Annotated in this window: 28 protein-coding genes and 5 tRNA genes; 14 read left to right on the top strand and 19 right to left on the bottom strand. The window is 28.2% G+C overall.

Features of this window, described 5'->3' with window-relative positions; genetic code table 11:
- Window positions 1-237, top strand: a 237-nt coding sequence (locus PF569_09455; protein ID MDA3856462.1) for a helix-turn-helix domain-containing protein, incomplete at its 5' end; no start/stop codon positions are given.
- Window positions 238-245: 8 nt separating this feature from the next.
- Here PF569_09455 and PF569_09460 read toward each other — a convergent pair.
- The 4 genes from PF569_09460 to PF569_09475 all read right to left on the bottom strand — a co-directional run bounded on the left by PF569_09460 (window position 246) and on the right by PF569_09475 (window position 4397).
- On the bottom strand, window positions 246-542 hold the full coding sequence (locus PF569_09460; GenBank protein MDA3856463.1) for a hypothetical protein: 297 nt from the start codon (window positions 540-542) through the stop codon (window positions 246-248).
- 3 nt (window positions 543-545) lie between these two features.
- Window positions 546-2744: a hypothetical protein gene (locus PF569_09465; GenBank protein ID MDA3856464.1), complete on the bottom strand. Its 2199-nt coding sequence runs from the start codon at window positions 2742-2744 to the stop codon at window positions 546-548.
- Window positions 2734-2988 carry an HxsD-like protein gene (locus PF569_09470; protein ID MDA3856465.1) on the bottom strand — a complete coding sequence of 85 codons (255 nt, stop codon included), beginning with the start codon at window positions 2986-2988 and terminating at the stop codon, window positions 2734-2736. The genes PF569_09465 and PF569_09470 overlap by 11 nt, the downstream gene beginning before the upstream one ends.
- A gap of 68 nt (window positions 2989-3056) precedes the next feature.
- Window positions 3057-4397: a hypothetical protein gene (locus PF569_09475; protein ID MDA3856466.1), complete on the bottom strand. Its 1341-nt coding sequence runs from the start codon at window positions 4395-4397 to the stop codon at window positions 3057-3059.
- Window positions 4398-4506: 109 nt separating this feature from the next.
- On the opposite strand from PF569_09475, the gene PF569_09480 reads away from it, so the two are divergent.
- Window positions 4507-6552 carry a minichromosome maintenance protein MCM gene (locus PF569_09480; GenBank protein ID MDA3856467.1) on the top strand — a complete coding sequence of 682 codons (2046 nt, stop codon included), beginning with the start codon at window positions 4507-4509 and terminating at the stop codon, window positions 6550-6552.
- Between the two features lie 3 nt (window positions 6553-6555).
- Here PF569_09480 and PF569_09485 read toward each other — a convergent pair whose 3' ends face one another.
- Window positions 6556-7083 (bottom strand): hypothetical protein, encoded by a 528-nt coding sequence (locus tag PF569_09485; GenBank protein MDA3856468.1) that lies wholly within the window; start codon window positions 7081-7083, stop codon window positions 6556-6558.
- Between the two features lie 170 nt (window positions 7084-7253).
- Between PF569_09485 and PF569_09490 the strand changes: the two genes are divergently transcribed.
- The 5 genes from PF569_09490 (at window position 7254) to PF569_09510 (ending at window position 10092) form a co-directional block, all read left to right on the top strand.
- A tRNA-Val gene (locus PF569_09490) sits at window positions 7254-7326 on the top strand.
- 125 nt (window positions 7327-7451) lie between these two features.
- A tRNA-Gly gene (locus PF569_09495) sits at window positions 7452-7523 on the top strand.
- A 53-nt stretch (window positions 7524-7576) separates the two neighbouring features.
- Window positions 7577-7716: transfer RNA gene (locus PF569_09500), tRNA-Ile, on the top strand.
- Window positions 7717-7869: 153 nt separating this feature from the next.
- Window positions 7870-8190, top strand: coding sequence for a 50S ribosomal protein L44e (gene rpl44e / locus PF569_09505; protein ID MDA3856469.1), 321 nt, complete (start codon window positions 7870-7872; stop codon window positions 8188-8190).
- A gap of 138 nt (window positions 8191-8328) precedes the next feature.
- Window positions 8329-10092, top strand: coding sequence for a ribosome biogenesis/translation initiation ATPase RLI (locus PF569_09510; GenBank protein MDA3856470.1), 1764 nt, complete (start codon window positions 8329-8331; stop codon window positions 10090-10092).
- Window positions 10093-10904: 812 nt separating this feature from the next.
- Here PF569_09510 and PF569_09515 read toward each other — a convergent pair.
- The 4 genes from PF569_09515 to PF569_09530 all read right to left on the bottom strand — a co-directional run bounded on the left by PF569_09515 (window position 10905) and on the right by PF569_09530 (window position 13567).
- Complete coding sequence (locus tag PF569_09515; protein MDA3856471.1) at window positions 10905-11375, bottom strand: DUF2892 domain-containing protein; 471 nt, start codon at window positions 11373-11375, stop codon at window positions 10905-10907.
- A 51-nt stretch (window positions 11376-11426) separates the two neighbouring features.
- A complete protein-coding gene (locus PF569_09520) occupies window positions 11427-12122 on the bottom strand; it encodes a rhomboid family intramembrane serine protease (GenBank protein ID MDA3856472.1) in 696 nt (231 codons plus the stop codon).
- A 41-nt stretch (window positions 12123-12163) separates the two neighbouring features.
- Window positions 12164-12598, bottom strand: coding sequence for a hypothetical protein (locus PF569_09525; GenBank protein MDA3856473.1), 435 nt, complete (start codon window positions 12596-12598; stop codon window positions 12164-12166).
- Window positions 12599-12826: 228 nt separating this feature from the next.
- Window positions 12827-13567: a TraB/GumN family protein gene (locus PF569_09530; GenBank protein ID MDA3856474.1), complete on the bottom strand. Its 741-nt coding sequence runs from the start codon at window positions 13565-13567 to the stop codon at window positions 12827-12829.
- Between the two features lie 180 nt (window positions 13568-13747).
- Here PF569_09530 and PF569_09535 point away from each other — a divergent pair.
- The 3 genes from PF569_09535 (at window position 13748) to PF569_09545 (ending at window position 15352) form a co-directional block, all read left to right on the top strand.
- Window positions 13748-13820 (top strand) — tRNA-Asn (locus PF569_09535).
- Window positions 13821-13860: 40 nt separating this feature from the next.
- A tRNA-Ile gene (locus tag PF569_09540) sits at window positions 13861-13935 on the top strand.
- Window positions 13936-14119: 184 nt separating this feature from the next.
- Window positions 14120-15352, top strand: coding sequence for a DEAD/DEAH box helicase (locus PF569_09545; GenBank protein MDA3856475.1), 1233 nt, complete (start codon window positions 14120-14122; stop codon window positions 15350-15352).
- A 3-nt stretch (window positions 15353-15355) separates the two neighbouring features.
- Here PF569_09545 and PF569_09550 read toward each other — a convergent pair whose 3' ends face one another.
- The 8 genes from PF569_09550 to PF569_09585 all read right to left on the bottom strand — a co-directional run bounded on the left by PF569_09550 (window position 15356) and on the right by PF569_09585 (window position 22648).
- Window positions 15356-15580 (bottom strand): hypothetical protein, encoded by a 225-nt coding sequence (locus tag PF569_09550; protein MDA3856476.1) that lies wholly within the window; start codon window positions 15578-15580, stop codon window positions 15356-15358.
- 1 nt (window position 15581) lies between these two features.
- Entirely contained in the window at window positions 15582-15734 is a 153-nt protein-coding gene (locus tag PF569_09555; protein ID MDA3856477.1) for a hypothetical protein, read from the bottom strand.
- Window positions 15735-15804: 70 nt separating this feature from the next.
- Window positions 15805-15993, bottom strand: a complete 189-nt coding sequence (locus PF569_09560) for a hypothetical protein (GenBank protein ID MDA3856478.1) — start codon at window positions 15991-15993, stop codon at window positions 15805-15807.
- Between the two features lie 55 nt (window positions 15994-16048).
- A complete protein-coding gene (locus tag PF569_09565) occupies window positions 16049-16474 on the bottom strand; it encodes a hypothetical protein (GenBank protein MDA3856479.1) in 426 nt (141 codons plus the stop codon).
- A 102-nt stretch (window positions 16475-16576) separates the two neighbouring features.
- Entirely contained in the window at window positions 16577-18577 is a 2001-nt protein-coding gene (locus tag PF569_09570) for a hypothetical protein (protein ID MDA3856480.1), read from the bottom strand.
- On the bottom strand, window positions 18571-18966 hold the full coding sequence (locus tag PF569_09575; GenBank protein ID MDA3856481.1) for a hypothetical protein: 396 nt from the start codon (window positions 18964-18966) through the stop codon (window positions 18571-18573). The genes PF569_09570 and PF569_09575 overlap by 7 nt, the downstream gene beginning before the upstream one ends.
- Before the next feature lie 71 nt (window positions 18967-19037).
- On the bottom strand, window positions 19038-21821 hold the full coding sequence (locus tag PF569_09580; GenBank protein ID MDA3856482.1) for a hypothetical protein: 2784 nt from the start codon (window positions 21819-21821) through the stop codon (window positions 19038-19040).
- Window positions 21818-22648 carry a hypothetical protein gene (locus tag PF569_09585; GenBank protein ID MDA3856483.1) on the bottom strand — a complete coding sequence of 277 codons (831 nt, stop codon included), beginning with the start codon at window positions 22646-22648 and terminating at the stop codon, window positions 21818-21820. Before PF569_09585 ends, PF569_09580 begins: the two co-directional genes overlap by 4 nt.
- Window positions 22649-22889: 241 nt before the next feature.
- Here PF569_09585 and PF569_09590 point away from each other — a divergent pair, with 241 nt between their 5' ends.
- A complete protein-coding gene (locus PF569_09590) occupies window positions 22890-23387 on the top strand; it encodes an RNA pyrophosphohydrolase (protein MDA3856484.1) in 498 nt (165 codons plus the stop codon).
- Between the two features lie 8 nt (window positions 23388-23395).
- Here the strand turns inward: PF569_09590 and PF569_09595 are convergent, their stop codons facing one another.
- Window positions 23396-23971, bottom strand: a complete 576-nt coding sequence (locus PF569_09595) for a hypothetical protein (protein MDA3856485.1) — start codon at window positions 23969-23971, stop codon at window positions 23396-23398.
- 51 nt (window positions 23972-24022) lie between these two features.
- Between PF569_09595 and PF569_09600 the strand changes: the two genes are divergently transcribed.
- Window positions 24023-24454 (top strand): DUF1947 domain-containing protein, encoded by a 432-nt coding sequence (locus tag PF569_09600; GenBank protein ID MDA3856486.1) that lies wholly within the window; start codon window positions 24023-24025, stop codon window positions 24452-24454.
- 75 nt (window positions 24455-24529) lie between these two features.
- Here PF569_09600 and PF569_09605 read toward each other — a convergent pair whose 3' ends face one another.
- Window positions 24530-24706 carry a hypothetical protein gene (locus tag PF569_09605; protein MDA3856487.1) on the bottom strand — a complete coding sequence of 59 codons (177 nt, stop codon included), beginning with the start codon at window positions 24704-24706 and terminating at the stop codon, window positions 24530-24532.
- A 197-nt stretch (window positions 24707-24903) separates the two neighbouring features.
- Between PF569_09605 and PF569_09610 the strand changes: the two genes are divergently transcribed.
- Both PF569_09610 and PF569_09615 read left to right on the top strand, forming a co-directional pair.
- Complete coding sequence (locus PF569_09610) at window positions 24904-25926, top strand: AI-2E family transporter (protein ID MDA3856488.1); 1023 nt, start codon at window positions 24904-24906, stop codon at window positions 25924-25926.
- Between the two features lie 59 nt (window positions 25927-25985).
- The gene (locus PF569_09615; protein ID MDA3856489.1) at window positions 25986-26321 is read left to right on the top strand and encodes a translation initiation factor IF-1A; all 336 of its coding nucleotides are present in this window, start codon (window positions 25986-25988) and stop codon (window positions 26319-26321) included.
- Window positions 26322-26323: the final 2 nt, after the last annotated feature.

Below are 26323 nucleotides of genomic sequence, written 5' to 3' on the forward strand. Positions count from 1 at the left end.
GCATTTCAAAAAATAAAAATAATTAAAATTTCAGATAAAATAAATAAAAATGAAGATTTAACATTAAAACAAAAAGAAATTTTAGAAACAGCTCATATGCTAGGTTATTTTTCATACCCTCGAAAAATTTCTTTAACAGAACTTGCAAAACATCTTAAAGTCTCAAAAGCAACACTTTCAGAAAATTTAAGAATCTCTGAAAACAAAATCATATCTAATTATTTTTTAGAAAAATAGTTAAAATTCTAATTCAAAATAACATATTTTAATTCTTTTAACTCATTTAAAATTTTATCAAAATCTTCAGGAAAATAACACCTAACATTTTTAATCTTTGAAGAACTATCGGATAATTTTCTAAAAAATATAACCATATGTTCAACATCATCAAATTCAAATAAAGAGACATAACTATTTAATTTAAAATTTTTCAAAGAAACTTTCTTTCTAAAATTAAATACTCTAAACATATTTTTCAAACTAACATCTATATTTTCAAAATCTTTCACTAAAACTAATAATTTTCTTTCATCTATGCCCATTATTTATTTACCAAAAAAATCATTCAATGATTTTTGTTGTTCAAGTTCTTTACCAAAAACTCCCTCAACTCTTAGATTTGCAAGTTCTAAAGTTTCAATAATATAAGGATCAACTCTATACTCCTTAATAATCCTAAAAGAAGGATCAATATATTTTTTTATAGACCCTTCAGAAATTGTAAAATTAATTGAAGGCTCTCCACACTTAGTACACTTTCCAATTAAAGGTGGTCGTCTATACTTTTCATTACACTTAGTACACCTAAAAGTTTGCATAGAAAATTTTCTCAAATTTCCTTTAATATCTTTCATAAAATGTTTATCAATAACAAATGAACCAACCTTATTCTCATCAACTGCTCTAATTTTACGACCCAAATTTAATTGTAAATCAAGTTTCTCATTCATTGAAGGAACACTCTTATAAGATGAACACATTATAGTATTATTCATATCATAAGTATCATGAGTAAACTTATATCCTAAATAAGCCTTATCATAATCTTCAATACTTATCCTATGTTCAACTTTTTCAATCTTAATCGCCTTTGGAGAAGCATGTTCCTTGTTCATTCTATAAAATTCAAGTGGATAATAAGGAACAATGTCCATTCCATGAACCTCATCATCAATCTGATCCAAATACAAATGAGAAGTTAAAACCAAACTAACATCCATAGTCCTCGAACCTCTTCTATCTGGTAAATACTCTCTTGAAAAATTAATCAAACCATCAAGTAAAAGCATAATACCATTTTCATCTCCATCAAGATTTCTTCTCTGAGCAGCATGCCAAACAGGATGAGAAAAACAACCTTGGGTCTTTGAATAACCAATAATTCTTCCAACAATTCCTGCAGAAGTATGAGGTGCAAGTCCAATAATTAAATGACCAATAGTATCTTCTTTAGTTTTAAAATTATAAAACCTATCCAAACCATATAATTTTTCAAGCAAATCATCAACATATTTTCCAGTATTTACAACATAATCTGAAGCAAATTCATCTCCACTCTCAGCGCAATCAGGTAAAACTACATCTTGAGGAAAAATCTCAATTAGTTGATCATCTTTTTTTAACTCATCACCATTATAATCATGAGTGTAACCTAATTCTTTTAATTTTTCAATACTAGTTCCTATTTCAAAAGGTCTAAAATGAGTAAGACCCATCTCAATCATATCATACCTAACAGTTCCGTCCTTATTCACAAAAACATTATTTAAAGCCCTCAAAAAACCCTTCGAAACATGTTCTACAGTATGATGCTTATTAATAGTTGAAGAAATACCTTTTACAGCTTTAGGATACTCAACATTTTTTCCTAAAATCAATCTCAAATTTTTATCAATAGTTGTAATGTCAAGTTTTAATTTCTCATAATAAATCGTCTTCTCATTCTCTGAACTCTGAGGCATATAAGTATATTTCTCAAAAAATAACTGTTTACCTTCTGAGCCACAAACCTCACATCTTGAATAAATAATATGTTTATCACATTTCTCACAATGATATCTTCTAAACTCCTCTTCAATAAAACCAACATTTTTCAAAACATCAACAATATTCTTACTCCTACCACCCTGATCTCCAACTGGAAAAAGTCCATGAGATTTTGTCTCATCATTAAATTGTTTTCTCATTTTAGCCTTCTCAGGCCTACCCATTCTAGCTCCAATATAAGTCCCACCTTTATCACGAATTCCAACATAAGAACACATATTTAAAATCTCAATACTAGATTTAGCCAAATTTTCCTTAGCACAAACAATAATCTTATCAAGTTGAGAAATCCAGTCTTTAAAAGTTTGAACTCCTAAATTAATCATCAAGATTTTACTATTAAACTCATCTAAAATAATCAAATTAGCTTCCTTCTCAGATTTTATAGTCTCAATAGATGAAACTTCAAGTGTGTGCTCAATTCCTAAAATCTCAAAAATTCTTTTATTTTTATCACAAGTAAATTTAAGTTTTCCAAAACCATTTCTAACATCAGTTTTCAAATGCTCCAAAAAAGATACAAGTTCAGATGCAGAAAGCTCATTCCAATAAAATAAATATCTAGGATGTAAATCCATCCCATATTTCTCACAAATTTCAACAGCTTTCTCAAAAGAAGGAACATTCTTAAAAGGATTTTCTAAATAATCCTTAACCCCTTCATCAATATTTCCATTAATTAAACTATTATAATCCATTTTTTGAAATTTCTGAATACTCTTCCCCAATCAAATAATTTGAAAACTCATTTACTACTTCCTTTAAAGTAAAATCAACCCCTTTAGCTGAAATCTTTAAAATATTATCTTTTGTATTCTCAAACAATATATAATCACTAAAATCTTTATAAACATCAAGTGAGCTTAAAATTGCCGCCTTAGAATAAATCTCTTTATTCAAATAAACAAATGCAAAATTATCTTTAAACTCGACTCTACTCATCTACTTAAAAACAAAGATTATTCTTTTAAATAGTTTTGGGAGAAGAATGTTGGATAAAAAATAAAAAATTAATTATAAAGATTTTTTAACCAATCAAAAAACATATCTATCAAATTCTCTGATACAGGTTCCAAAACTGGTTCTCCCAAAACTGGATCTCCAACCAAAGGCTCTCCCATCAAAGGCACTCCTAAATTAACAGTAGAATTATCTTCAGGAGTCTCATCTATCTTATCAATAATTCCAGATGGTTCAATTACTGTTCGAATAATACTATTACAAGAATAATAACCAGCACTAACTGGAGGAGATAACCCTACCCCAAAACCAAAACTATCTTGAGTCCCAACTGTATCTCCTGCATTATCAAAAACTTGTGCAGTTGAAATAGAAACAAATTCACCAATACCTGTTGATCCACTTAAAGATTTCGACCCTGAAATAAAAGCGTCATAAGAATCATACAACCCAACTGTTGAATAACTTGAAATTCCAGCACTCAATTCTCCACCACTACAATAAGATAAATAACATCCATACCTACCATCATCTCCATATATTGTTCCAAGCTCAGTTGTTGCTCCAACCCCAACTACAGCTACGCTTCCTGTCCCAAAAGTTCTAGTTTCTTTTTCATCCTTTGAAGATTCATGAACTATTGAACTATAAATAGAAAGACATTCATCCTTATCAATAATTTCATCACTTGGCTTAGGAAAACACTGGGAATTAAAATTACAATTTTCAGATAAACATATTCTACATTCAAGATCTTCTTCACAATCTACTGAATCAAAACATTCCTCTCCAGTTTTCCTAGTTGAATCGCAACGCAAAACATTACAAAATAAATCTTCAGAACATGTTGGAACCACAGGATTTGATTTATCACACAACTCGCCGATTAATGGAGCATCATGACGACACTCACCATAAACATCACAAACTAATCCTGACTCACAACTTCCTTGCCCAATCCCAACACATTTCTCTGTTGAATCTCCTCTTTCTTGACAGGAAAAATCAACACAAAACAAACCAGATTCACATGCCCAATCAGCTGTGCAACTTCCGCCAACAGATTTTTTGCTCTTACAAGTAAACAAATCGCAATACAATCCCGAATCGCAATCAACATTTGTTACGCAACTAGTTCCTAAAACTCCTTGAGGTTTGCATACCTTATTAACACATTGCAAACCAGATTTACAATAAGCAATTGGAGATCCCCCACATCGCTCTCCAGAGCCAGACATACATGCTCCAAGACAAACATCAAAAACACAACCAACACCACCATTACATTCTATACCACTTCCACAACCACATTCAGCACTAACACTTGTAGCAAATATTAGAATAAAAAATAATGAAATAAGAATATTAAATGAAAATAATTTATTTCTCATACCTATTTCCAATTTAATAAGTATATAAACATAACTTATATTTTCTAGCATTTTAAAAAAACACAAAAAAAAGAAAATATTTATAATTGAACAACATTCATACATTTATATGAGCATCATAGATAGCAAATCTCTTGTAAAAAAATTTCACAAATTCTTTGAAGAATATAAAAAAAAGGAGATAAAACAAGCAATCAATGAAGATTTAAATGTAATTAAGCTTAGTTTTTCAGAAATTTCAGAATTTGATTTCGAATTAGGGGATAAAATTCTTGCAAATCCACAAGAAGCTATCTCAATCATAGAAGAAACTCTAAAACAATTCTATGAAGATGAGGATACAACAAAATTTCTAAAAGTAAGATTCACATCACTTCCAATAACTGAACAACTAATGATTAGAGATATCAGAAGTGAGCACTTAGGAAAACTAGTAATGCTCGAAGGTCTCGTTAGAAGAAAAACTGATGTAAGACCAAGACTACAATATTTAGAATACCTATGTACAAATCCTTCCTGTAATTTTTCTGAAAGTAAACTAAAAATTCCTCAATTAGAAGATAAAGCAAGAACTCTAAAAACTTGCCCAAAATGTAAATCTAGTGTTGAATTAGTAAATAAAGTACTTTTAGATTCACAAAACTTAATTCTAGAAGAGATTCCAGAACAATTAGACAATTCATCAGACCAACCAAAAAGAATCAATGTACTACTTCAAGACGACCTTGTAAGTCCATTTAAAGATTCCAAGACAAACCCTGGTTCAAGAGTATATGTAATAGGACTTGTAAAAGAAATTCCTATTGCAACAAGAACTGGAGCTGAAAGTATCAATTACGATTTAATAGTAGAAGGAAACCATATTGATTTAACAGAAGACGATTACAGTGAGATTAAAATTTCAAAAGAAGAAGAAAAAGAAATCAAAGAACTTGCTGCAAAAGATGATGTTATGGAAATTTTAGTAAAAAATACTGCTCCATCCATTTATGGTAATAATAGAATCAAAGAAGCAGTACTGCTTCAAGTCTTTGGAGGATGTGGAGGAACAAAAGGAGATGGAGTTAAAACTAGAGGAAATATTCATATGCTTCTACTAGGAGATCCAGGTGCTGCAAAATCTCAACTACTAAAAGCAGCTTCAAAAATTGCACCTAAATCAATGTTTGTTTCAGGAAAATCAGCATCAGCAGCAGGACTTACTGCAACCGTTATGAAAGATGAACTAACAAAAGGTTGGGCTCTAGAAGCAGGTGCAATGGTACTTGCAAATGGTGGATTATGCGCTATTGATGAATTAGATAAAATGAGTGATGAAGATACTTCAGCAATGCACGAAGCACTAGAACAACAAACAATTAGTATCGCAAAAGCAAACATTAGAGCAACTCTAAGATGTGAGACTACAGTACTTGGAGCAGCAAATCCAAAGTATGGAAGATTCGACCCATATGGAGACATCATGAAACAAATTGACTTCCCACCTGCTTTAGTTTCAAGATTTGATTTAATATTTATCATAAGAGATATTCCTGATAAAAAAAGAGATGACTTAATTGCAGACCATATTCTTAATAGTCATAGAGACACATCAAAAACTATTCCAGATATCTCTACTGACTTCCTGAAAAAATATGTAGCATTCACAAAAAAAATCAAACCAGTCTTAACACAAGAAGCAATTGATAAAATCAGAAATTATTATGTTGCAATAAGAAACGCTACAGGAGAAGATGATAATGGTGTAAAATCTGTACCAATTACAGCAAGGCAACTAGAAGCAATCGTAAGACTAGCTGAAGCTTACGCAAAAATCAAACTAGACAAAAAAGTTAGAGGAGAACATGCTCAACTTGCAATCGATTTACTAATGTATTGTTTAGAAAAAATTGGAATCGACCCAAGAACAGGACAACTAGATATTGACAAAATTACTTCAGGAGTAACTGCATCAACAAGAAATATTCACAAGATAATAATTCAAATAATTGAAAAATTAGAAACAGAAAAACCTGAAATCATGCTTGAAGATATCCTAGAAGAAGCAACAAAAGTAAATATTACAAAACCTGAAGTTCAAAAAATGCTCGATAAACTAAAACAAGATGGAATAATATTTGAACCAAGGAAAAACACATTTAAAAAATTACCATAAAAATTAATTTTTTATTTCTTTTGAAATTGAAACATTAACAATATCTAAAATTTTATCATCTAATGAAGATATTACTTTCTTCTTATTTTTACTGGCAAAAAAACTTCCAATCAAATAACAAGCTCCCAATCCGGCTAAAAAAGTAGCTCCCGAAACCAAAGAACCTGCTAGAACTGAGTATAATCCTTCCGATTCAGACACAATCGAACTACTCTGTTTAGGTAAATACTCACTTTGATTAATAAAAAAATTTTGCATAGCTTGATTTAAATAAAATTTTGCAGAAAAAATTCCTGAACTTACTGAAACTAACGAATTAACTCCTAAAAGAGATAAATACAAATTAGAATTATAATTTCGTATACCTTTGTTTAAATCTCTATATTCTTCAGTTAATTTTTCATGATGTAAATAATGAGGTTTCACCCCCTTTTCAGATATCAAACTATCTAATTTTTCCTTTTTTTCATTTAAATAAGTCAAATTAACCATTTTAGGTTTGTAAATATTATTAATGAAATCCCCAATCATAATTAAAGTAATACTCAAATATTTATAGCTTTTCCTCTTATAAATAGTAATGAAATGGATATTATTTATGCTGTATACTTTATCTTACATATAAAAATTAATTACTAAATATTTAAATCAAATAAAAAACTTTATAAACCAAATAGAATTCATTTTACATACTAATTAACGAGCCATTGGTCTAGCGGCTATGACGTTGCCCTTACAAGGCGAAGATCACCGGTTCAATTCCGGTATGGCTCATCAAGGTATATTCCCTTTTTTAGGGAAATGACCTAATTCTAAATACAAAAATCAACACTTAAAAATTTACTATTTCAATCTAAACAAAACTTTTATAAAGAGAATCAATTAATCTATAAATAGATGCAGTGGTGGTCTAATGGCTATGACGCCAGCTTGCCAAGCTGGTTATCCGGGTTCAAATCCCGGCCATTGCATTTTAAAATTTTACAACAAAAAAACAGTCAGATGTTATTATCTCTAAAATCATGGGGTTTTAGCTCAGCCTGGTTAGAGCGCAGGTCTTATAGGTACAACGAGTTAGTTGTGCTATCCAAATTGACGGCGCTTTATACAAAACATCTGTACTAAGAAAGCCTGAGGTCCCGGGTTCAACTCCCGGAATCCCCATTTTTCGTTTACGAAAAAAGGGGCGCCAGGAATTAAGCAATTAATTCCTTTTGTCCCACTTAAATTTTCAAACAAAGTTTATCAATAGATAAATTATCTGAAAAACTATATTCTTGTGGTAACATTTATAAACCAAATATCATTTTTTTTACTATGAAAATACCAAAAGAAATTAAAAGATATTGTCCAAAGTGTAAAATCCATACTACACAAAAGGTAAAAAACGAAAAAAATAGAGGAAAAAACAAAACACATCCTCTAACTAGATTCTCCAAAACTAGAATGCTTCTAAGAGGTTTAGTTGGTGGAATGGGTAATGATAATAAATTATCTAAAGGTGCACAAGGTGGTTGGAAGAGATTCAATAAGAAACACTCCAAAAAAACTGATTTAAGATACGCATGTACTGTATGTAAAAAGACTAACCTTTCCTCAAGCTCAGGAACTAGAACTAAAAAAGTTCAAATCGAATAAATATTTTTCAAATTCTTTTTAAACTCAGATAACAATTCGAAGAATTTTAAATGAGCACCGAACGAACCAAAGTGAGTGACTGTGTAAAAATTCAAAAAACTTTATAAAAATCACAACTTTCTTTTAAATTAGATTAAAATGGTAAGACTTGCAATTGTAGAAAAGGAAAAATGTAAACCAGACCTTTGTGGTTGGCTCTGTGAAAAAAAATGTCCTGTGAATATGACTGACTCTAATTGTATTTATGAAGGTCCAACAGGAAAAGCAGCAATTGACGAAATACTTTGTACGGGATGTGGAATTTGTCCAAAAATTTGTCCATTTCATGCCCTAACAATCATTAATCTTCCATCTGCTCTAGACAAACCACCAATTAATCAATATGGTAAAAATGGATTTAGAATCTTTGACCTACCTATTATTCAAGAAGATTCAATTACAGGAATCATAGGAAGAAATGGTATAGGAAAATCAACAGTAATCAATACTCTTGCAAATACAATAAAAGCAAACTTTGGAGATATAGAAAATCTCATCGAAAATGATGAAGATTATTTTAAAAAATTAAAAACTATATTTAAAGGAACTGTCTTACAAAATTATTTTGAAAAATTAGAAAAAAAAGAAATAAAAGTAGCATACAAACCACAACAAATAATTAGTATTCCTCAAATGTTCAAAGGAGAAGTTAGAACTCTCTTTAAAAAAATAACAAAAAATGAAAAATTAATTGAAGAAATTGCTACAAGATTAAATATTATAAAAATTCTTGACAGAGACATATCCGTTCTATCTGGCGGAGAACTTCAAAGAGTAGCAATTGAAGCTGCACTTCTAAAAGAAGGAGCAAATTTTTTCGTATTTGATGAAATTACAAATTATTTAGACATATACGAAAGATTAAACTCTTCAAGATTAATCAAGGAATCTGTTGAAGGAAAAACTGCACTTCTAGTAGAACACGACTTAGTAGTTTTAGATTATCTAGTAGATTACATCCATATCATGTATGGACAACCTAGCGCATATGGAACACTTACAGGAATCAAATCTGCAAAAGCAGGTATAAATTCATATCTTGAAGGATTCTCAAAAGAAGAAAATGTAAGATTCAGAGACAAACCAATAACATTTGAAAAAGAATCTGTAACTGAATCTAAAAGAATTGACTTACTTGCAGCTTGGGAAAAAAATAAAGTTGAAGTAGGAACTTTTAAATTAAATGTTGAAAGTGGAGATATAAAAAAAGGAGAAGTTATGGGAATCATTGGAAGAAATGCTCTAGGAAAATCAACATTTGTTAAAAATCTTGTTGATAATGGTCTTGGTGATGAAATAGTTATATCATACAAACCTCAACTAATCCCATTAAATAACAATCTAGTTTCAGAAGAACTATGTCAATTTCCAAACTACACAGATACATTCTACCAAGTATATGTTCTAGAACCTTTAAGTATTGAACCACTAATTGAAAAAAAAATATCTTCATTATCTGGAGGAGAACTTCAAAGGTATGCAATTGCAAGATGTCTTATTGAAGATGCAAACCTTTACTTATTAGATGAACCTACAGCATTTTTAGACATAGAAGATAGACTAAAAATTGCTAAAATGATTAAAAATTTCATATCTTTAAAAACAAAAAGTGCATTCATTATTGATCATGATTTAGTATTCATGGATTACCTTTCAGACAAACTAATTGTATTCCAAGGAGACCCAAGTATTCAAGGTAATGCACTAACTCCTCTATCAATGAGAGATGGAATGAATCTATTCCTGAAAGATTTAAACCTAACATTTAGAAGAGATGACGCAAATAAAAGACCAAGAGTAAATAAATCTGGCTCAGTTAAAGATCAAGAACAAAAAAAAATCGGCGAATATTATTACGCATGAAATTTTTAATTTCATGTGAGCCAAAAATATTTAAATATAATTAATAATAAAATTTATATATTAATCTATGAATAAATAAATATGAAAGTTGACCAAACTCTATTTAAATATTTTAAAGAAAGTTTATCAAAAGGACATACAATTGATCAATTAAAAAAAAGCTGTCTTGAACAAGGTTATATTGAAAATGACATTAATATTATAATTTCCGAGATTAATTCTGAAAAAAAAACATCTGAATTTTTATCATTTAAACTTTTTTTAGTTCCAACCTTAATAATTACTTTAATTTTAGTAATTTTAATTTTTTTAAAAAGCAATATCCCAATATTAAGAATATTTTACTTATTATCAATAATAATTACATTCATATTTTTATTTAAATCATTTTGGAAGAAAAAATATATTTTACCAAAAGATTTTTTTATTAGTTCTCTAATTTTTAATTTTGTTATAATTCCTATTTACTTATCATTAATACATTTTGGTTTATTATATTTAGATAATTTTTACTTATTAAAATCACAGATAAGCATAGTTTCACCTGAAACAAACCGATTCATGATTATAATTTTTAATAGTTTATTTGTAATATACTCTACAATTATATCTTTATTTTTCACAAAAAATATATTTTATATCTTATCAAAAAAAACAATTAATAAAACTGGATTATATCTATTAAATCTTTTATTATTTATTTTCTCATCCTTCATATTTTTTATTATTTCTATAAATATTTGGAAAATAATATCAAATCTACTATTTGGTTTTTTTGGAAATTATGTATAAAATAAAAAAATAATTTAATCTTACTTCTTCTTAGAAGTTGTTTTCTTAGGAGAAGCTTTCTTAGCTGGAGCCTTTTTCACTGCGGCTTTCTTAACTGGCGCCTTCTTTGCTGGAGCCTTCTTCACTGCAGCCTTTTTAGCTGGAGCTTTTTTTGCAACTACCTTAGTAGGTTTTTTCTCAGCAACTGTTTTTTTAGCAGGAGCTTTCTTCTTTGTAGCAGCTTTAGCTTCAAAATTTACTGCATTCTCTCTAACTGCCCTTTCAATATCCCTTTTAGTAATTTTATCAATACCTTTACCTTTAGAAGAATATCCAAGAAAACTAAAAAACGGACAAAACCCAATAAATCCAGTAATCAAAAAAATTATACCAAACAAATATGCAACAAAAGCATAATACGGTGTTGCATAATAGTAACCAACAATAAATAATATTAAAGCAATCACTACCCTTAAAAACATCTCAGTTCTTCCTATATTTTTATTATACATGAAAAATTATTGTCTTTAAGCTTTATAAATATTTCTAAGAATATCTAAAAATCATTTAACTTGTTTAATATAATCTTTAGTATCATCAGCTTTAACTTCTTTTTTCATCTTAAATTTTTTAAAATATTTGTTCCTTTTTTTATGCAAATAAAGACCATAAGCCAAACCAAAAAACATTCCAATCATATGTGCAAAATTTGCAACTCCAGTATCATAAAATAATCCAAAAAAATCAAGAGCAAACCATAAAATACCTAAAACCCATAATTTCATAGGAATTATAAAATAAAGTAATACTTTAGCTTGCGGATTAAGAACAATCAATGCTCCAATAACACCCATTATCGCTCCAGATGCTCCTAAAAGTATTGAATTTGGAGCATAAAAAAAAATTGCAATAAAAGATACTAAAACACCAATAATCAAATACATTGAAATAAATTTTTTAGGACCAATCCTCCTTTCAAGAAAAGCTCCAAAAAAGAAAAGAGCAATCATATTATACAAAAGATGAGAAATACTTGCATGCATGAAAACAGTAGTTAAAAGTGTCCATGGCTTTGAAAAAATAAGCGCTGGAACCAAAACTAAATTCTCAAAAATAAAAGGATAAATCTCACCTAAAACAAACAATAAAACATTAATAGAAATCAAAGGTAAGATATAACTTATATTCATAGAAGATTTAATATTATCTTTTACAGAAACCTTTTTTTCAACATCATCAATACTAACATACTCGACCATATAACTAAATAAAAACTAAAGATTTATAAGAATTATTATTTTTATTCAAGAGTAGGGAAATCTTTCAAATGTGATTCTAAAAGCATTCTTCCTTTTGTCAAAGTTTTTCTATTTTCAATACCTCTAATAGGTATGTAACTATCAATTGTTTTTTTTAAATTTCTCATTTGAACATTCAATAAAGCAGGATCACTACCAACTAAAGTTGAATGATGAAGTTTAATTTCTTTACAGTTCATTTCCAGATCCCTATAATCAAATTTACCCAATGAATTAACCAAACTTAAAACATCCTTTCTTAAACTAATATAACCTACAGGAAAATTTTGTTTAGCAATGCAAATATTAGGATTAACATCACAACCCCAATCATCTGGTAAATCAGAATATTTATCATCTACTTTAGTATCATCTTTTCCAATATGTCTATAACTTTTCGGCACTCCTGCACCCATATAACTTTTTCTATTTTCCATTTTTTAAATTTTTCACATCTTTGGCAAATAGAACTCTGTTAACTAGAAAAAATCAAGCCAACAAAATTCCAAATGTTAGCTTGGTTAATAAAATAACCCTTTAATAAAAACCTCTATGACATCATCAAATACATCAAGATTAGACTTTATTAAAACCACAAAGTTAAATTACATCAAAGAAGTATATAAATATTGTCAATATGTGTTAAAAAAATACACTATATATTATTAAATATTATCGGAATCAACAACATAAGAATAACTAATTTGAGAACTAGAATTTTTGAAAAGATTCTCATTTAAAATCTTCGAAATTCCTTCAACATGACCCGCTCCCATAACAGCAATAATTATTCCTTCATGTTTATCTTTTAGTGTCATTAATTTTTTAGCCATATATTTATTTCTATCATCAATTAAAATTTTGTATAGATCCGGAGTTCTCTTCTCTAAAACTTCAATCATTTTAATAACTACATCTTCATCAGGAACACTTTTCAAATCAAAATCAAGTAAATCCTTCTCTTCTTTTTTTGCAGGTCTCATAATACTTCCAAATAAAGATAATTTTTTGAAAAAAGAAAGTTTAGACATTTTTTTCAGAGTAACTTTAATATTAATATCTATTAAAGCAACAGGAATTTTATTATCTCTTGCAAAAATATAAGCTCCCTTCATATCAACACCAGGATCAACTCCAAGCTTTGTTCCAACTTTTTTTTGAACATAACCAGCAACTCTTGCAAAAACATAACCAAAAGCACCTAACTCAGAAATAGCGCTATAGCTCTTCTTAGCCTTTTTCTTATCATCTCCTTCACTCATCAAAGCTCTAAACCTAGGGGTATCAAGCTCCAAAGCTACAACTTCAGGAGCATATTTAGTAATTGTATCTTCTATCTCTTTAATAGAATTCTCTGCCACATGCGAAGTTCCTATCAAAACAATTCTATCGACAATTTTTATCATAAAAAACTATTACACAAACTACTTTATAAAATTAGCTAAAATGTATATAATCTTAAATTTAATAATAATTAAAATTAAAATTATTAAACAACATTTAAAATCACAATATAAAAGCCATAAAGGTAATTTTTAATCGATGCACAAAAAACTTTATAAAGCAAAGTTAAGTTCTATTTTTATGCCTTATTAGCTCAGTAGGTAGAGCGCACGACTGTTAATCGTGAAGTCGCAGGTTCGAGCCCTGCATAAGGCGCTTAAGGTATGTTCTCTTCGGAGAAATGACCTTTCCTTTTGTCCCGTTAGTTCAGCCCGGTTAGAATGCTCGACTGATAATCGAGTGGTCCGCAGTTCAAATCTGCGACGGGACATTTATTCTTAAAGATTTGTAAAAGTTCAAACTATTTTAACGAAGTTAAAATTGACCAGAAATCTTTGATTTCTAGTTTCTGCGACGGGACATTTATTTTTCTAAAATTACATAATCCAAACCTAAAATTTCACTACAACAATTCCTTTTATAAATCAATTAATCTTATTCTTATATAGATAAACATGAAATTCACTGATTTTAACTTAAGAGAAGAACTAATTAAAGCACTAGACGATTTAGAATATATTAAGCCTACAACAATTCAAGAAAAAACAATTCCTTCAATTCTAGAAGGAAAAGACTTACTAGGCATTGCGCATACAGGAACAGGTAAGACTGCAGCGTTCGCCCTACCTATTTTAAACTCATTTCTAGAACAGAAAAAGGAATCTAGGAGTAAATACCCTAGAGCATTAATTTTAGCGCCAACTAGAGAACTATGTGCGCAAATCAAAGAGAACCTAAATTTCTATTCAAAATACACAAAAATCAAATCCATAGTAACTTATGGAGGAGTTGCACATGAACCTCAAATTGAAGCACTGCAAGAGAAACAAGACATTTTAGTTGCAACACCAGGTAGGTTATTAAACCTACTAAAAGAAAAAAATGTATTCTTAGATGATATCGAATTTTTCGTTCTTGATGAAGCTGACAATCTAATAGAGATGGGACTTCAAGCTGACCTGAAAAATATCATGAAAAAAATCTCAAGAAAAAGACAAAATCTATTCTTCTCAGCAACTATGAATAAAGAAATCAAACTAATAGCAAACGAACTTTTAAACAATCCTGTTAAAGCAGAAATTGAAGCTGAAGAAATTGACATAAAATTAATTCAGCAAAATGTCCAATTCATGTTAAAAGAAAACAAAATAAAATCTCTATTAAACTTACTTAACAGAAAAGAAGTAAAATATGTAATTCTATTCGCAAATTCTAGGTCAGTAGTAGATGACCTAATCAGGTCGCTTACTAAAAACAACATCAAAGCAGAAGCGCTCCACTCAGGAAAATCAAATGTACACAGAGAAAAAGTAATTAGACACATCAAATTCAAAGAAACTAAAATTGTAGTTGCAACAGACTTAGCATCCAGAGGACTAGACCTTCAAGACATGACTCATGTAATCAATTTTGAAATTCCTAAAGACTTTGAAACTTATGTACACAGAATTGGAAGAATTGGAAGGATGGGAAAACAAGGTGCAGCATTCTCATTATGTTCTTTACATGAAAGAAAAAAATTCAAAGAAATTGAAAAACAAAATAAATATCCTCTAAAAATTGACATGCATGAATTTCATAGCAACCTAGTAAAAACAGATGGTGGAAATAAAGATAAAGCAACTCACCACAAAGCTAGACCAAAAAAAAAAGGAAGCACATACAGTAACAGAAAAGGTAAAAGATAAATCTTACATAAACAAAAGTATAACAAATAAAGAACTAACCAAACCAAAAATACTAATACTTGGAAAAACACTATTTCCAGAAATAATTCTAGGATAATATGTGAAAGTTCTATTATCTAAATTATAATTTGCTAAATCAACTTCATACTGAACATAATAATTATAAATAGTAATACCATTATCAACTAAGCTTAAATTATAACTACAATAATCTCCATAATCATCCATATTAAATAGTATTCAAACTACCTCCATCAACACCATACAAAGTTACATAATCACTACTAGTAAGCGGACTATGTTGATTAGATGAATCTCCTCCATCTTGTCTCCACAAACACTGACAACAATTATTATCTAAATCATCAGACTTAATCCACATAGAAAAAAGTCCAATTCTGACTAAGGAGTTAAATTTGTTTGAGTATAAAGAAAAGATTGTTCTCCTCTAGTTAAATTAACAAAGTCTTCTCAACTCCATAAGAACCTTCAAGTAAAGTTTGTACTCCATTAACTGTAGAATTAAATTTAGAAATATTATCTAATGGATAGTAAGCAACAAGCCCATCATTAATATCTGCAAAAAATATATTAAAAGATACTAAAAATAATAATAAAATAAGCAATCTTTTAATTAACATAAAATTTAAAGATAAAATAATTTTATAAACCTTATGAGTAATAGATAAGTAAATATTAATTTTTTGCAATAAAAAATAAATTCTTTAATGAAACAATTACAACAGGAGGTATAATAAATGCCATAAAATATAATATAAAAGTCAAAAAAAAATCATATAAAGATTTATCATTATAGAATATTTGTACAATATATTGCATTATAGAAATATTAAAAACACCATTCCCAGTTTGTATAGTAATAATAGGCGATAAAACAAAAATAATTACTAAAGAAGAAACTAAAAAATCTCTAGTTTGATTTTTAGCAATATTTAGCACTCCAACTATTGAACCTAAAATAATCAAAGTTCCTACAATAATTTGCATATTTTCTTTTTGATCATAACCAACAAAAAAACTACTAATCAAAATGATAAGCAAACCAACACCAAAAATAATGCTGCCATAATTAAATAAATTTTTTTTCATAACTTCAGTCATAGAAAAAATTTGTTTAGTTTTTTATTTAAAACTTTGTAAACCCCTAAGGTTTACAACGTCTATGAATGAAACATTCATACGATGCCAAAAAATTATTCAAGACTAGTAAAACCTAGTTTCATAATCAAAATCTGTGCTAACTGATTGAACATACTCATAAAATTCTAAATAACCATTTTCCTCAATAGGAGTTCTACTTCCAGGAATTACAAACTGGATTCTATTACTAGAAAGTTCAGGTGAAAAATCTTCTAACTCTAAAAGACCTCTCAATTGAGATTCTGCATCCATAAAAACAATAGATACATTATATACAACCTCAGGATCGTCTAAGAATTCAATCTTATTCAAAAAATCTCCTCCATTAGGCCACATTGCAGTACTATCAAATTTAAGTTCCTTATTCTCAACAGTGATAATTACTGAACCTTCACTCTCATCCATAATCCTATCACCTTGACCGTCTGCATATTTAACTAAAAATGTTTCAACATCAACATCATAAGAAATAATTGGAATCATTTCTAACTCTACAAAATTCTCACCAAAAAAAACCTCCCTTTTCAAAAGAGAAGAATCAGTATTAACTCTTTGTTCTGCTGTAAAATATCCTTCTTTCTCTCCAATAACTTTCCCACCAATACAAAATGGGTAGTCAGTAACAAGCTCAGGTTTAGGATAACCTAAAACATTTGAAGGAATCTTAGTCTCCCCCATATCACATTTCAAATTAATACATTTATACGAAACATTAACTCTATCCAAATAATTCCCATAATTATCAAGAGCAATAACTTTAAGTGGATATTCATAAGATTCATCATTACAATAAGCATCTAAATTAAAAGTTCTAGGTTCTTGAACTATACTAGTAAAACTAACTTTTTTAGGTTCATTATTCTCAACAATAATTCTAAGTGGAAATTGAAAAATATCATAATTTCCATCTTCTGAATAATCTGTAAGCTTCACAATTAAATCATAATCTAAATCATATAAATGATGATAAACTTGAATACATGGAATTGGTATTTTAGCTCCTAAATCTACTTCCATTTCCATAGACCTTACAATCTGTCCTGAACTTGGACTAACTTCAAATTCCCTATAAGGATAACTCTGAAAATAACCTTCACTATTTGTAATCTCTGTTGAAGGCATAAAAACCTCAACATTATAATTAGCAAAATCTGAATTAATATTTCCCATATCAACAACATAATTTTTATCGAAATAATCTCTAAGACCTAAAGTTCCATAATCTTCATTAAAAGAAGACTGATACAAACTCTCTTTAGAATAAGTTCCATCAAAATACAAATATCTAAAATTATTATTATTCAAATTAGCTAAATTTTTCTTAAGTTGCTCTTTAGTCCAAATTTTATTGGAACAAGAAAAACTCATACCTTCAGTTGGCATAGACTCAGGATCCCCATAATTATCTGCCGAACGAATTTGATCAATAATTAAATCCTCGAAAACATAAGTTGAACCCTCATGATTATAAACCTCAACTGCAAGTTTATACAAACTACCAAGTCTAGTATTATCAAGTTTCACATAATAATCTGAAACAGTTAAAATCTCTTCTGAATTTTTCTCATTAAATTTAACATTAAAATAAGACTCAACAACAACATTATGATCGTTAATTCTACTCTCAACTTCAAAGGTATCCTTTTCATCAATACTTATATCAAAATTAGTCATATTATTCAAATTATTATACACGCAAGAATAAGCTTCTTCTTTAACAAAATTCTCAAGCTCTCTTTGCATAGACAAAATTGTAGGAATATCTCCACGCTCAGAATCCCAATTAGGAATAATTGAACCAAAATCCGCATGCTTTGAAGGATTTGCTGCAACATCTAATGGAATCTCAATATATCCTCCTTGAAACCCTAACAAAAAAACTCCCCTAGAAGTTGCATCATAAACACAATCTTCAACAATCTCTGAAACTTGATTCTTAATCTTAGTATCATGAGGAATAAAAAGTTCATACTTTCCACTAAAAAATAAAAAACTTAAAACAATAATTAAAATAACTCCAATAATAATAAAAATACTAATTTGAGCTTTATTTTTTTTTAACATTTTAAAATCCTCCCAGGATTAATAGTCTCTTTCAAACTAGAACACTCATAAACTTTCTTATCAATAGAACCATAAAAAAAAAGGACTATATCAACAGTACCCTCACTAGAAGTATACTTGAAATCCTTAGTCTCCATAGGATTAAGCTCAAAAACTTTTTCACCTGAAACATTAAAATATATCATTTTTTCCACTTTATTTTTTACTATAAATTTAATATTATCTCCATCAAGACATTTTTTTTCAATCTCAAAATCGTAGTCAAGACAATTTTTATGATCAACCTTAAAAAAAGGACTAAGTACACTAACAATCAATATAGCCATAATCAAACTTACAATAAAAACTATAGCAATATGGGACTGCATACCTTTATTATTAAAAAACATATAAAAATCTAACTAAAATATTTTATAAATATGTGTCGTTTTCAAAAAGTAAAAAATTACTATAAAATTAATTAAGAAACAACACAAATTCCAGAAATACAAGTTTCTCCTACACCGCACATATCATCATTATCTTGAGTATCAAATACTCCCAAACTATAATCATAAAATAAATCACTACATTGAGCGCTCAAATCGCTACCATAAATAGTAGGACTAACTGTTTGCAATTTAGGCAAACAAGAACTCGAACCGACAACATCCTGACTACAATAACTCTTACTAACATAAATTTTTCCACGCCCAAATCCAAAATCTCCTGTACTCCAACCTGAAATTTGGTTCCCAACAAGAGTTGTATCATCACATAAAACATAAATGTCACTAAATTCAGTTCCATCTGGAATAGGAAAAATTCCTACATCTCCACTATCTGAATTCATATTCACAAATCCAGTATTAAAAGCCAAATCACCTTCAATAAAAAACTTAATTCCTGAAATATTATCAATATATCCAAATTCACAAATATCGTCTTGTTGTTCAACATAAGTTGCTCTTAGTACATCAACATTAGGTTCTCCTAAAATATAATTTCCATTAATATTAACCTCTACTGCATCTAGATTTTTTTGCAAATCGTTACCAACAAAAGGATTCAAATTTTTATAAAATACTGGATAAACACCTGAACATTGAGCAACAATTTGAGTTATATACAAAGAAGAAATGTCACTACCAAAAACATTCCATAAAATCTCATTTGAATAATCAAAATCATCAGAACTATAATCAAATTTTAAATACAACTCATCATCCAAAACAACTTCGCCATCTAAAACATTATCTAAATAAGGTACAGGATTGCCATCATTAATCGAATCCAAAACATCCAAAACATTACAACAACTAAGATCACCATTAATACCATCAATCTCTAATGGATGTGGACCCAAACATTGAGCAGGATAAATTTCAATAACAAAAGGCTCAATCATAGAAGACTCTGCTGAATTTTCAACTGTAATCTCAACTCTTTGAACCTTATCCGATATTGGAATCTCAAAATCTAAATCACCTGCACTCTCAAAAGTTTGAGTATAAGTATCAATCAAATTTACTCCTTCAAAAATTTCAATTCTTACAGGAAAATTACTAATAGGAACACTACAAAACCTCTTAAGTGTTAAAATTGAAGGTTGAATGTCAATACCTAAAGAAGGATCAACATAAAGTTGATAACCAAAAACACTATTATAATCAGTACTTAAATCAATAAAAACATTATCAAATGGACCCTCTATTGGAAAGAGCGAATGTCCAAAATTATTAAAATCTATACACTCAACAAATTCTTGATTATTAGTATTATCTGGAAAACCTGTAATGAATACTAAATTGTAAGTTCTAATTGCATCCCCATCAGTAATCTGTATTTCATAAGTATACAATTTCTCTCTTTTTGGTAAAAAAGTAAGCATCCCTTCAGGCGTCAAATCAAAATCTGCATCACTCCTATGAATATGCTGTTCAACAAAATAAAACTTCCAATTATCTACAATCTGTTCATCATAACTCTCATCCCATAAATTATAAGTTATAGGAACATTAGCTGAGGCTATCATGACTATAGCATCCTCTGAATAATCAACATCAAAACCTAAATCCAAATTTGTAAATTCAATATATGGTGCAACATTTTCATAAGCAAAATTAAAAACAAAAGGCCTACCTAAAATCATACTATTATAATCAATTATAGAATAAACATACTGTTTATGTTCTTCTTCATCTAAAATATATCTACTTCTAAACTCAAAACCTGAATTTTCAACTCCCACATTTGCAAATAAATTCCTAAAATAATCACTTGAAGATAAAACTTCAACAATATTTTCACCATTCAAATAATTAATACTCTTATTCAAGTCATACTTATAATTGAGAATTTTCTTAGAAAATTCATTTATAATTGCACCATATCTAACATTTAAAGTAACCTTAGAATTTTCATAAGATGTAGAAAAATCCTTATTAGAAACGCCAATAGGATAAAAAACTTCTGCACTAATATCTTCAATATTAAAAGTTACATTAACTTCGAATTTATTATTCAAATTAATAACACTCATATTACTAAGGGATTGTGGATCAACATTATTCAAAACTGAAATATCATCAAAATGTGCAATAAAATAAAACTCAGTTTCTGAAACAACTTCACCAGAAATAAAACCCTCAAAATAATCAAGCTCTAATTCATCTCCAATCTCTGCATCAAAATTCTCAATAAAAATAATACCCTCAACTAAATCAAACCATAAAACATTTCCAGTAAAATCATTATATTCAAAATCATATAATTCTTCTACATCTTCAAAATTTAAACACTTCAAAAATTCATATGTAATAAATCTTTCAAAATCTTCTTTAATAGTATGAGAATAAATTGAATTAGTAGAATCATCAATTGGTGGAGAATATATCTCAACTTGTGAATGTACTAAAACTCTTGACTGTAAATTATTCCAATTCAAATCAAGATTAGAAAATAGTTTTTTTGTATAAGTATCATGAGGAATAACTCCTCCAAAATAATATTCACCCTCATTATAAATAAATCCACCCCTCAATCCAGAAGTAATTGTTGCCCTCTTTAAACTTCTATCAATACAATGATCAACTCTCTCTTTAACAAAATTTATCCTATCATCACCAACTGAATTAATTTTAACTTTATCTTTATCAATTTGATTATTCTTATCACTAAAATTAGAAAAAATTAGAAAAATTAACAAAAACAAAATAAATACAGCAATCAAAATAAAAATTGAAATTTGAGATTTTTTACTCATTTTTTAAACATAGGTCTAAATATGAAAAATAAAATTACTCCAACTAATAAAATTGCAAGATAATTAATAAATTTGAAACTTGCATTATCTGCAACTTCAATTTTAAACTTCTCTCTATCTGCCAAACTAACTTTTTTATTAATCGTATAATTAATATCTGAGGGAATTTCTTCAACACTCCAAGCAATAAGAGGGTCCTCATCTAAAATCTCATACTCCAAATCACTAAAAATTAAATCATCTTGATTCTCTGAGTTTAAATTTTCAATAACTTCTTTAGGAATTCTACTTCCAATTTTAAGACCTTCCATTGAACCATCAATATGTAAAATCACTTGAGTTTTATCTCCTAAATCAATAAATTCTTGATTTGCAGAAATACCTGAATATAAAAATTCAGTATTTGAGAAAAAATTAACAACCTCACCTAACTCATCTTTTAGAACTGCACTAAATTCATACTCTCCATCCCCGAGCTTTGAAACTTCACAAGTAATTTTCTCATATCGCTCATCTCCTTCATTAAATGACAAATCATAAGAACAAATCACACCCTCAAAATCTTCTAAGTCTTCATCCGAACTATTAAACTTAAGATTTAGCTCAAACAAACTACTAAGACCACTTAAATAATTAATTTCATAAGAAATTTTATTTGAAGGAGCTTCTTCATCAATATATAAAAACAAGTAAGTAAGAATATCTTTTTCAACTAAAATCTCATCATTCAACGAATCATCATTGCCTAAATCTAAATTTAATGGAGCTGCAAAAATTGAACTCATCATTAATAAAGTTACAACTGCTAAAACAAACCTTTTAATCATAAGAAAAATACTAAAAAACTTATTTATAAAGCTTTGTAAACCCCAAAGGTTTACAACGGCATAGGAATTAACAATTCATTGCTTTTGTAAAGACTACATAAAGATGGCTTAAAAATTATAAAATATAATCTATTAAGTTTATAAATCGTAAAAAGTAAACAATAAAATAACATAACTCTTATAAACAACTCCAAACCATAATTAATAGGTTTAAATAGACATAGACTATTTTTTTGAAAAAATGGCAGAAAAATATAGAGATAACGTTACAGCAATTATTATTAACAAAGACAAAAAGGTTCTGATGTGCGAACACATATGGATTGATGGAGCATGGCAATTTCCGCAAGGAGGGCTAGAGAAGGGAGAAAGTAGAGAAGAAGCAGTATTAAGAGAGTTAAAAGAAGAAATTGGCACTGACAAATTAGAGGTTCTAAGCCAAATGGATGAACCAATTAAATACATCTTTCCACACTACCTAAAAGAGAAATATGGTATGAATGGGAATGAACAAAACTTCTTTTTACTATATTTCTATGGTAAAGACTCTGAAATTAGATTTGACAATCAAGAAAAACCTGAATTTAAATCATTCAAATGGGTTGAATACATGCAACCCCCTCTAGAAGTAATCTACTTTAAAAAACTATCTTACCTCAAGGCTCTTGAATATTTCAAGGAAGAAGTTGACAAAATAGAAGTAAAAGAAATAGAAGAAAAAGTAAAAAATAAAAAATAAAATAATTCTTACCTACCCATAAGTATTACAAATACTCCTATCACCAACAAAAACATAACTGCAGAGACCACATCACTATCTATATTTGAAAATACACCAGTATCAATTTCAGTATTAGTAATATCGTCAACCCCAGTATTGTAACTAGTATCAATAATATAAGAATCATTTTGAGGATTATTAATATCAAAAGAATTGTTCAAAGCAAAAAAACTTTTAACAACAATAACTAAGAATAAAAGTGCAAATGCTATTAAAATTATTTTAGCATTCTCTTTCTTAATAACTTGAGCAGTGATCTTTCCTGCATCAACTCCTAAAAACATAAAAATAATCATAAGTAAAAATACTATAAAAAATATAATCACAAACCAATTTATTGCATAACTAATTGCGTAAGTTACAACTCCACTAAAAGATACAATAATTGCTGCTAAAAGTGCTACTAGTGCATTAATTGTTTCTTTTTTCTCACCTAGTACTTCTAACTTTGTCAAAAGTGCATAAATAATTACATACATCAAAATACCAACAAATAAAACCTTTAAATTCTCTAAAAAACCTATCGCAAAAATTTCAGCCATACAAAATATATAATATAAACGTTTATAAATTTTAGCAAACAGAACTATATTATGAGATTTTTATCAAACAAAGAAAAAAAAGAACTTGAAAACAAACTTCCAAAAGGATACGAAATAAACAAAAAAGGTGAAATAAAAGAAGGTAATGATAGCGTAATTTATAATGCAAATGAAAAATTTCTAATCATAAAAGATGACAAATACATTCCACATCTAAAATCTGTTGATGATTCGAAATATTCTTCAGTATATGTAGACAAAGGCGCAATCCCTTTCGTAATAAAAGGAGCAGACTTAATGAGACCTGGAATTCAAAAAATTGAGGATAACATAAACAAAAATGATATAATTTTAGTAAAAGATGAGAATCATAACAAAACTATTGCAATAGGAATATCTATGTTTTCATCAGAAGATATGCAAAATCAAGAAAAAGGCAAGTCAGTTAAAATTATACATTATGTAGGAGATAGTTATTATTAAAATTAAAGAATTCAAAGAATATATTTATTCCTATTTGAGAAACCTCAAATTGGTTAAAAATCACTTAAGTGATTTTTATTCTTCGTCTTCTGCTTCTTCATTAGCTTCAATAACTTGAGCTAGTCTTTCTTCATACTCTTCTTGACCGATTACACCTTTCTCAATTAATAAATCGATTAAAGCATCAACCTTATCATGTGATTCATAAATTAAATCTAATTCAGTAACTTCTTCGTAATTTTCTTCTGTCATTGTAATAAATAAACTACACTTCTAAATATAAATATATCTTTTTAGAATCAAAAAGTTTACCAAAAAATGTAAATCAAATAATTAAAACAATTTTTAATTTAGTGATTATAAAATAAATACTAATTTAATCAAAAAAAACTAATTCTTACCTATAAGTTAATATAATATATTAAAATTAAAAATACCTAAAAAAAACTATGAGAAGAGAAGAGATGATAAAAGTTGAAAATTATTTCGAAGTTTTTATCATTATATCCTTAGTTAGTCTATTTTTTTATTTAATCAAAGGATTCATAATTTCATTGTTTCTTGCAGTATCTTTTGTATTCATATTCTACAAACCTTATCAAAAACTTAAACAAAAAACTAAAAATAAAACAATATCAGCAATATTCATAATTTTTTTAGCAATAACATTAATTCTCCTACCAACTTATTTACTATTAACCTCACTAATAGAACAAACAAGTTCAATCATACAAAATTCAGATAGCATTGTAAATAATCTAAATTTTGACAATTGTCAATATTTTTTTTGTAATACATTAAAAAGCAATGTTAATGTAATAGATTTGAAATTCGACTCAATTGTCACAAAAACGGGCCAATATTTAATAAATTCATTTTCAGAAATATTCAACTCTATAACAACTATAATTTTAAATTTTTTTGTATTTATCCTAGCATTTTATTATTTATTAGTTGATGGAGAAAATTTTTTACAAAGTATAAAAAAAATGATTCCTATGAAAAATGATTATAAAGATGCTTTATTTTATAGATTCAAAGATGTAACTTTAGCAGTATTTGTAGATTCAATTTTTGTTGCAATGATTCAAGGAGGATTAGTAGGATTAGGATTTTGGTTTTTCGAATTAAATTCGCCAATATTTTGGGCAACAATTGCATCATTTTTTGCACTAATTCCTATGATAGGTACAGCATTTGTATGGGTACCAGGAGTTTTATATTTATATTCTCAACAAGACTATTTATCTGCAATCCTTCTACTATTATACGGTGGAGTTGTTATTAGTCTATCAGATAATTTTATCAGACCATTTTTAATAAAACAAAAAATTAAAGTCCATTCATTTTTAATACTTTTAAGTATATTAGGAGGCCTTGAAGTATTTGGATTTATAGGTATATTCTTAGGACCAATCATTATAAGTCTTTTAATCACTATATTTCAACTATACAAACTTGATTTCAGATAAACAAAAAACAACAAAGATAAAACAACCTTTATAAATAATATAATATTAGAATTTAATAGATGAATCCAAAAAAAAAGAAATTAGCAGATCTAGAAAATCAAGAATCAACAAAAGTTAAATTTCCTAGAGGAAAACAATTCATAGGACTAGTTGAAAAAAGATTAGGTGGATCAAGAATGAAAATCAGAAGTGCAGATGGTAGAGATATCTTAGCAAGAGTTCCAGGAAGAGCTAAGAAATACCTTTGGATAAGAGAAGGAGACATTGTACTCCTAGAACCATGGGAACTAGATGAAAATAAAGCAGACCTATTCTACAAATACAAACCAAATGAAGTAAAAGCTCTTGAGAAAAAAGGATTAATTGCAGATTTTGGTAATGTCGAAGAATTTTAAAA

This window comes from Candidatus Woesearchaeota archaeon, assembly GCA_027858315.1.
In the GTDB taxonomy this organism is placed as follows: domain Archaea; phylum Nanobdellota; class Nanobdellia; order Woesearchaeales; family UBA583; genus UBA583.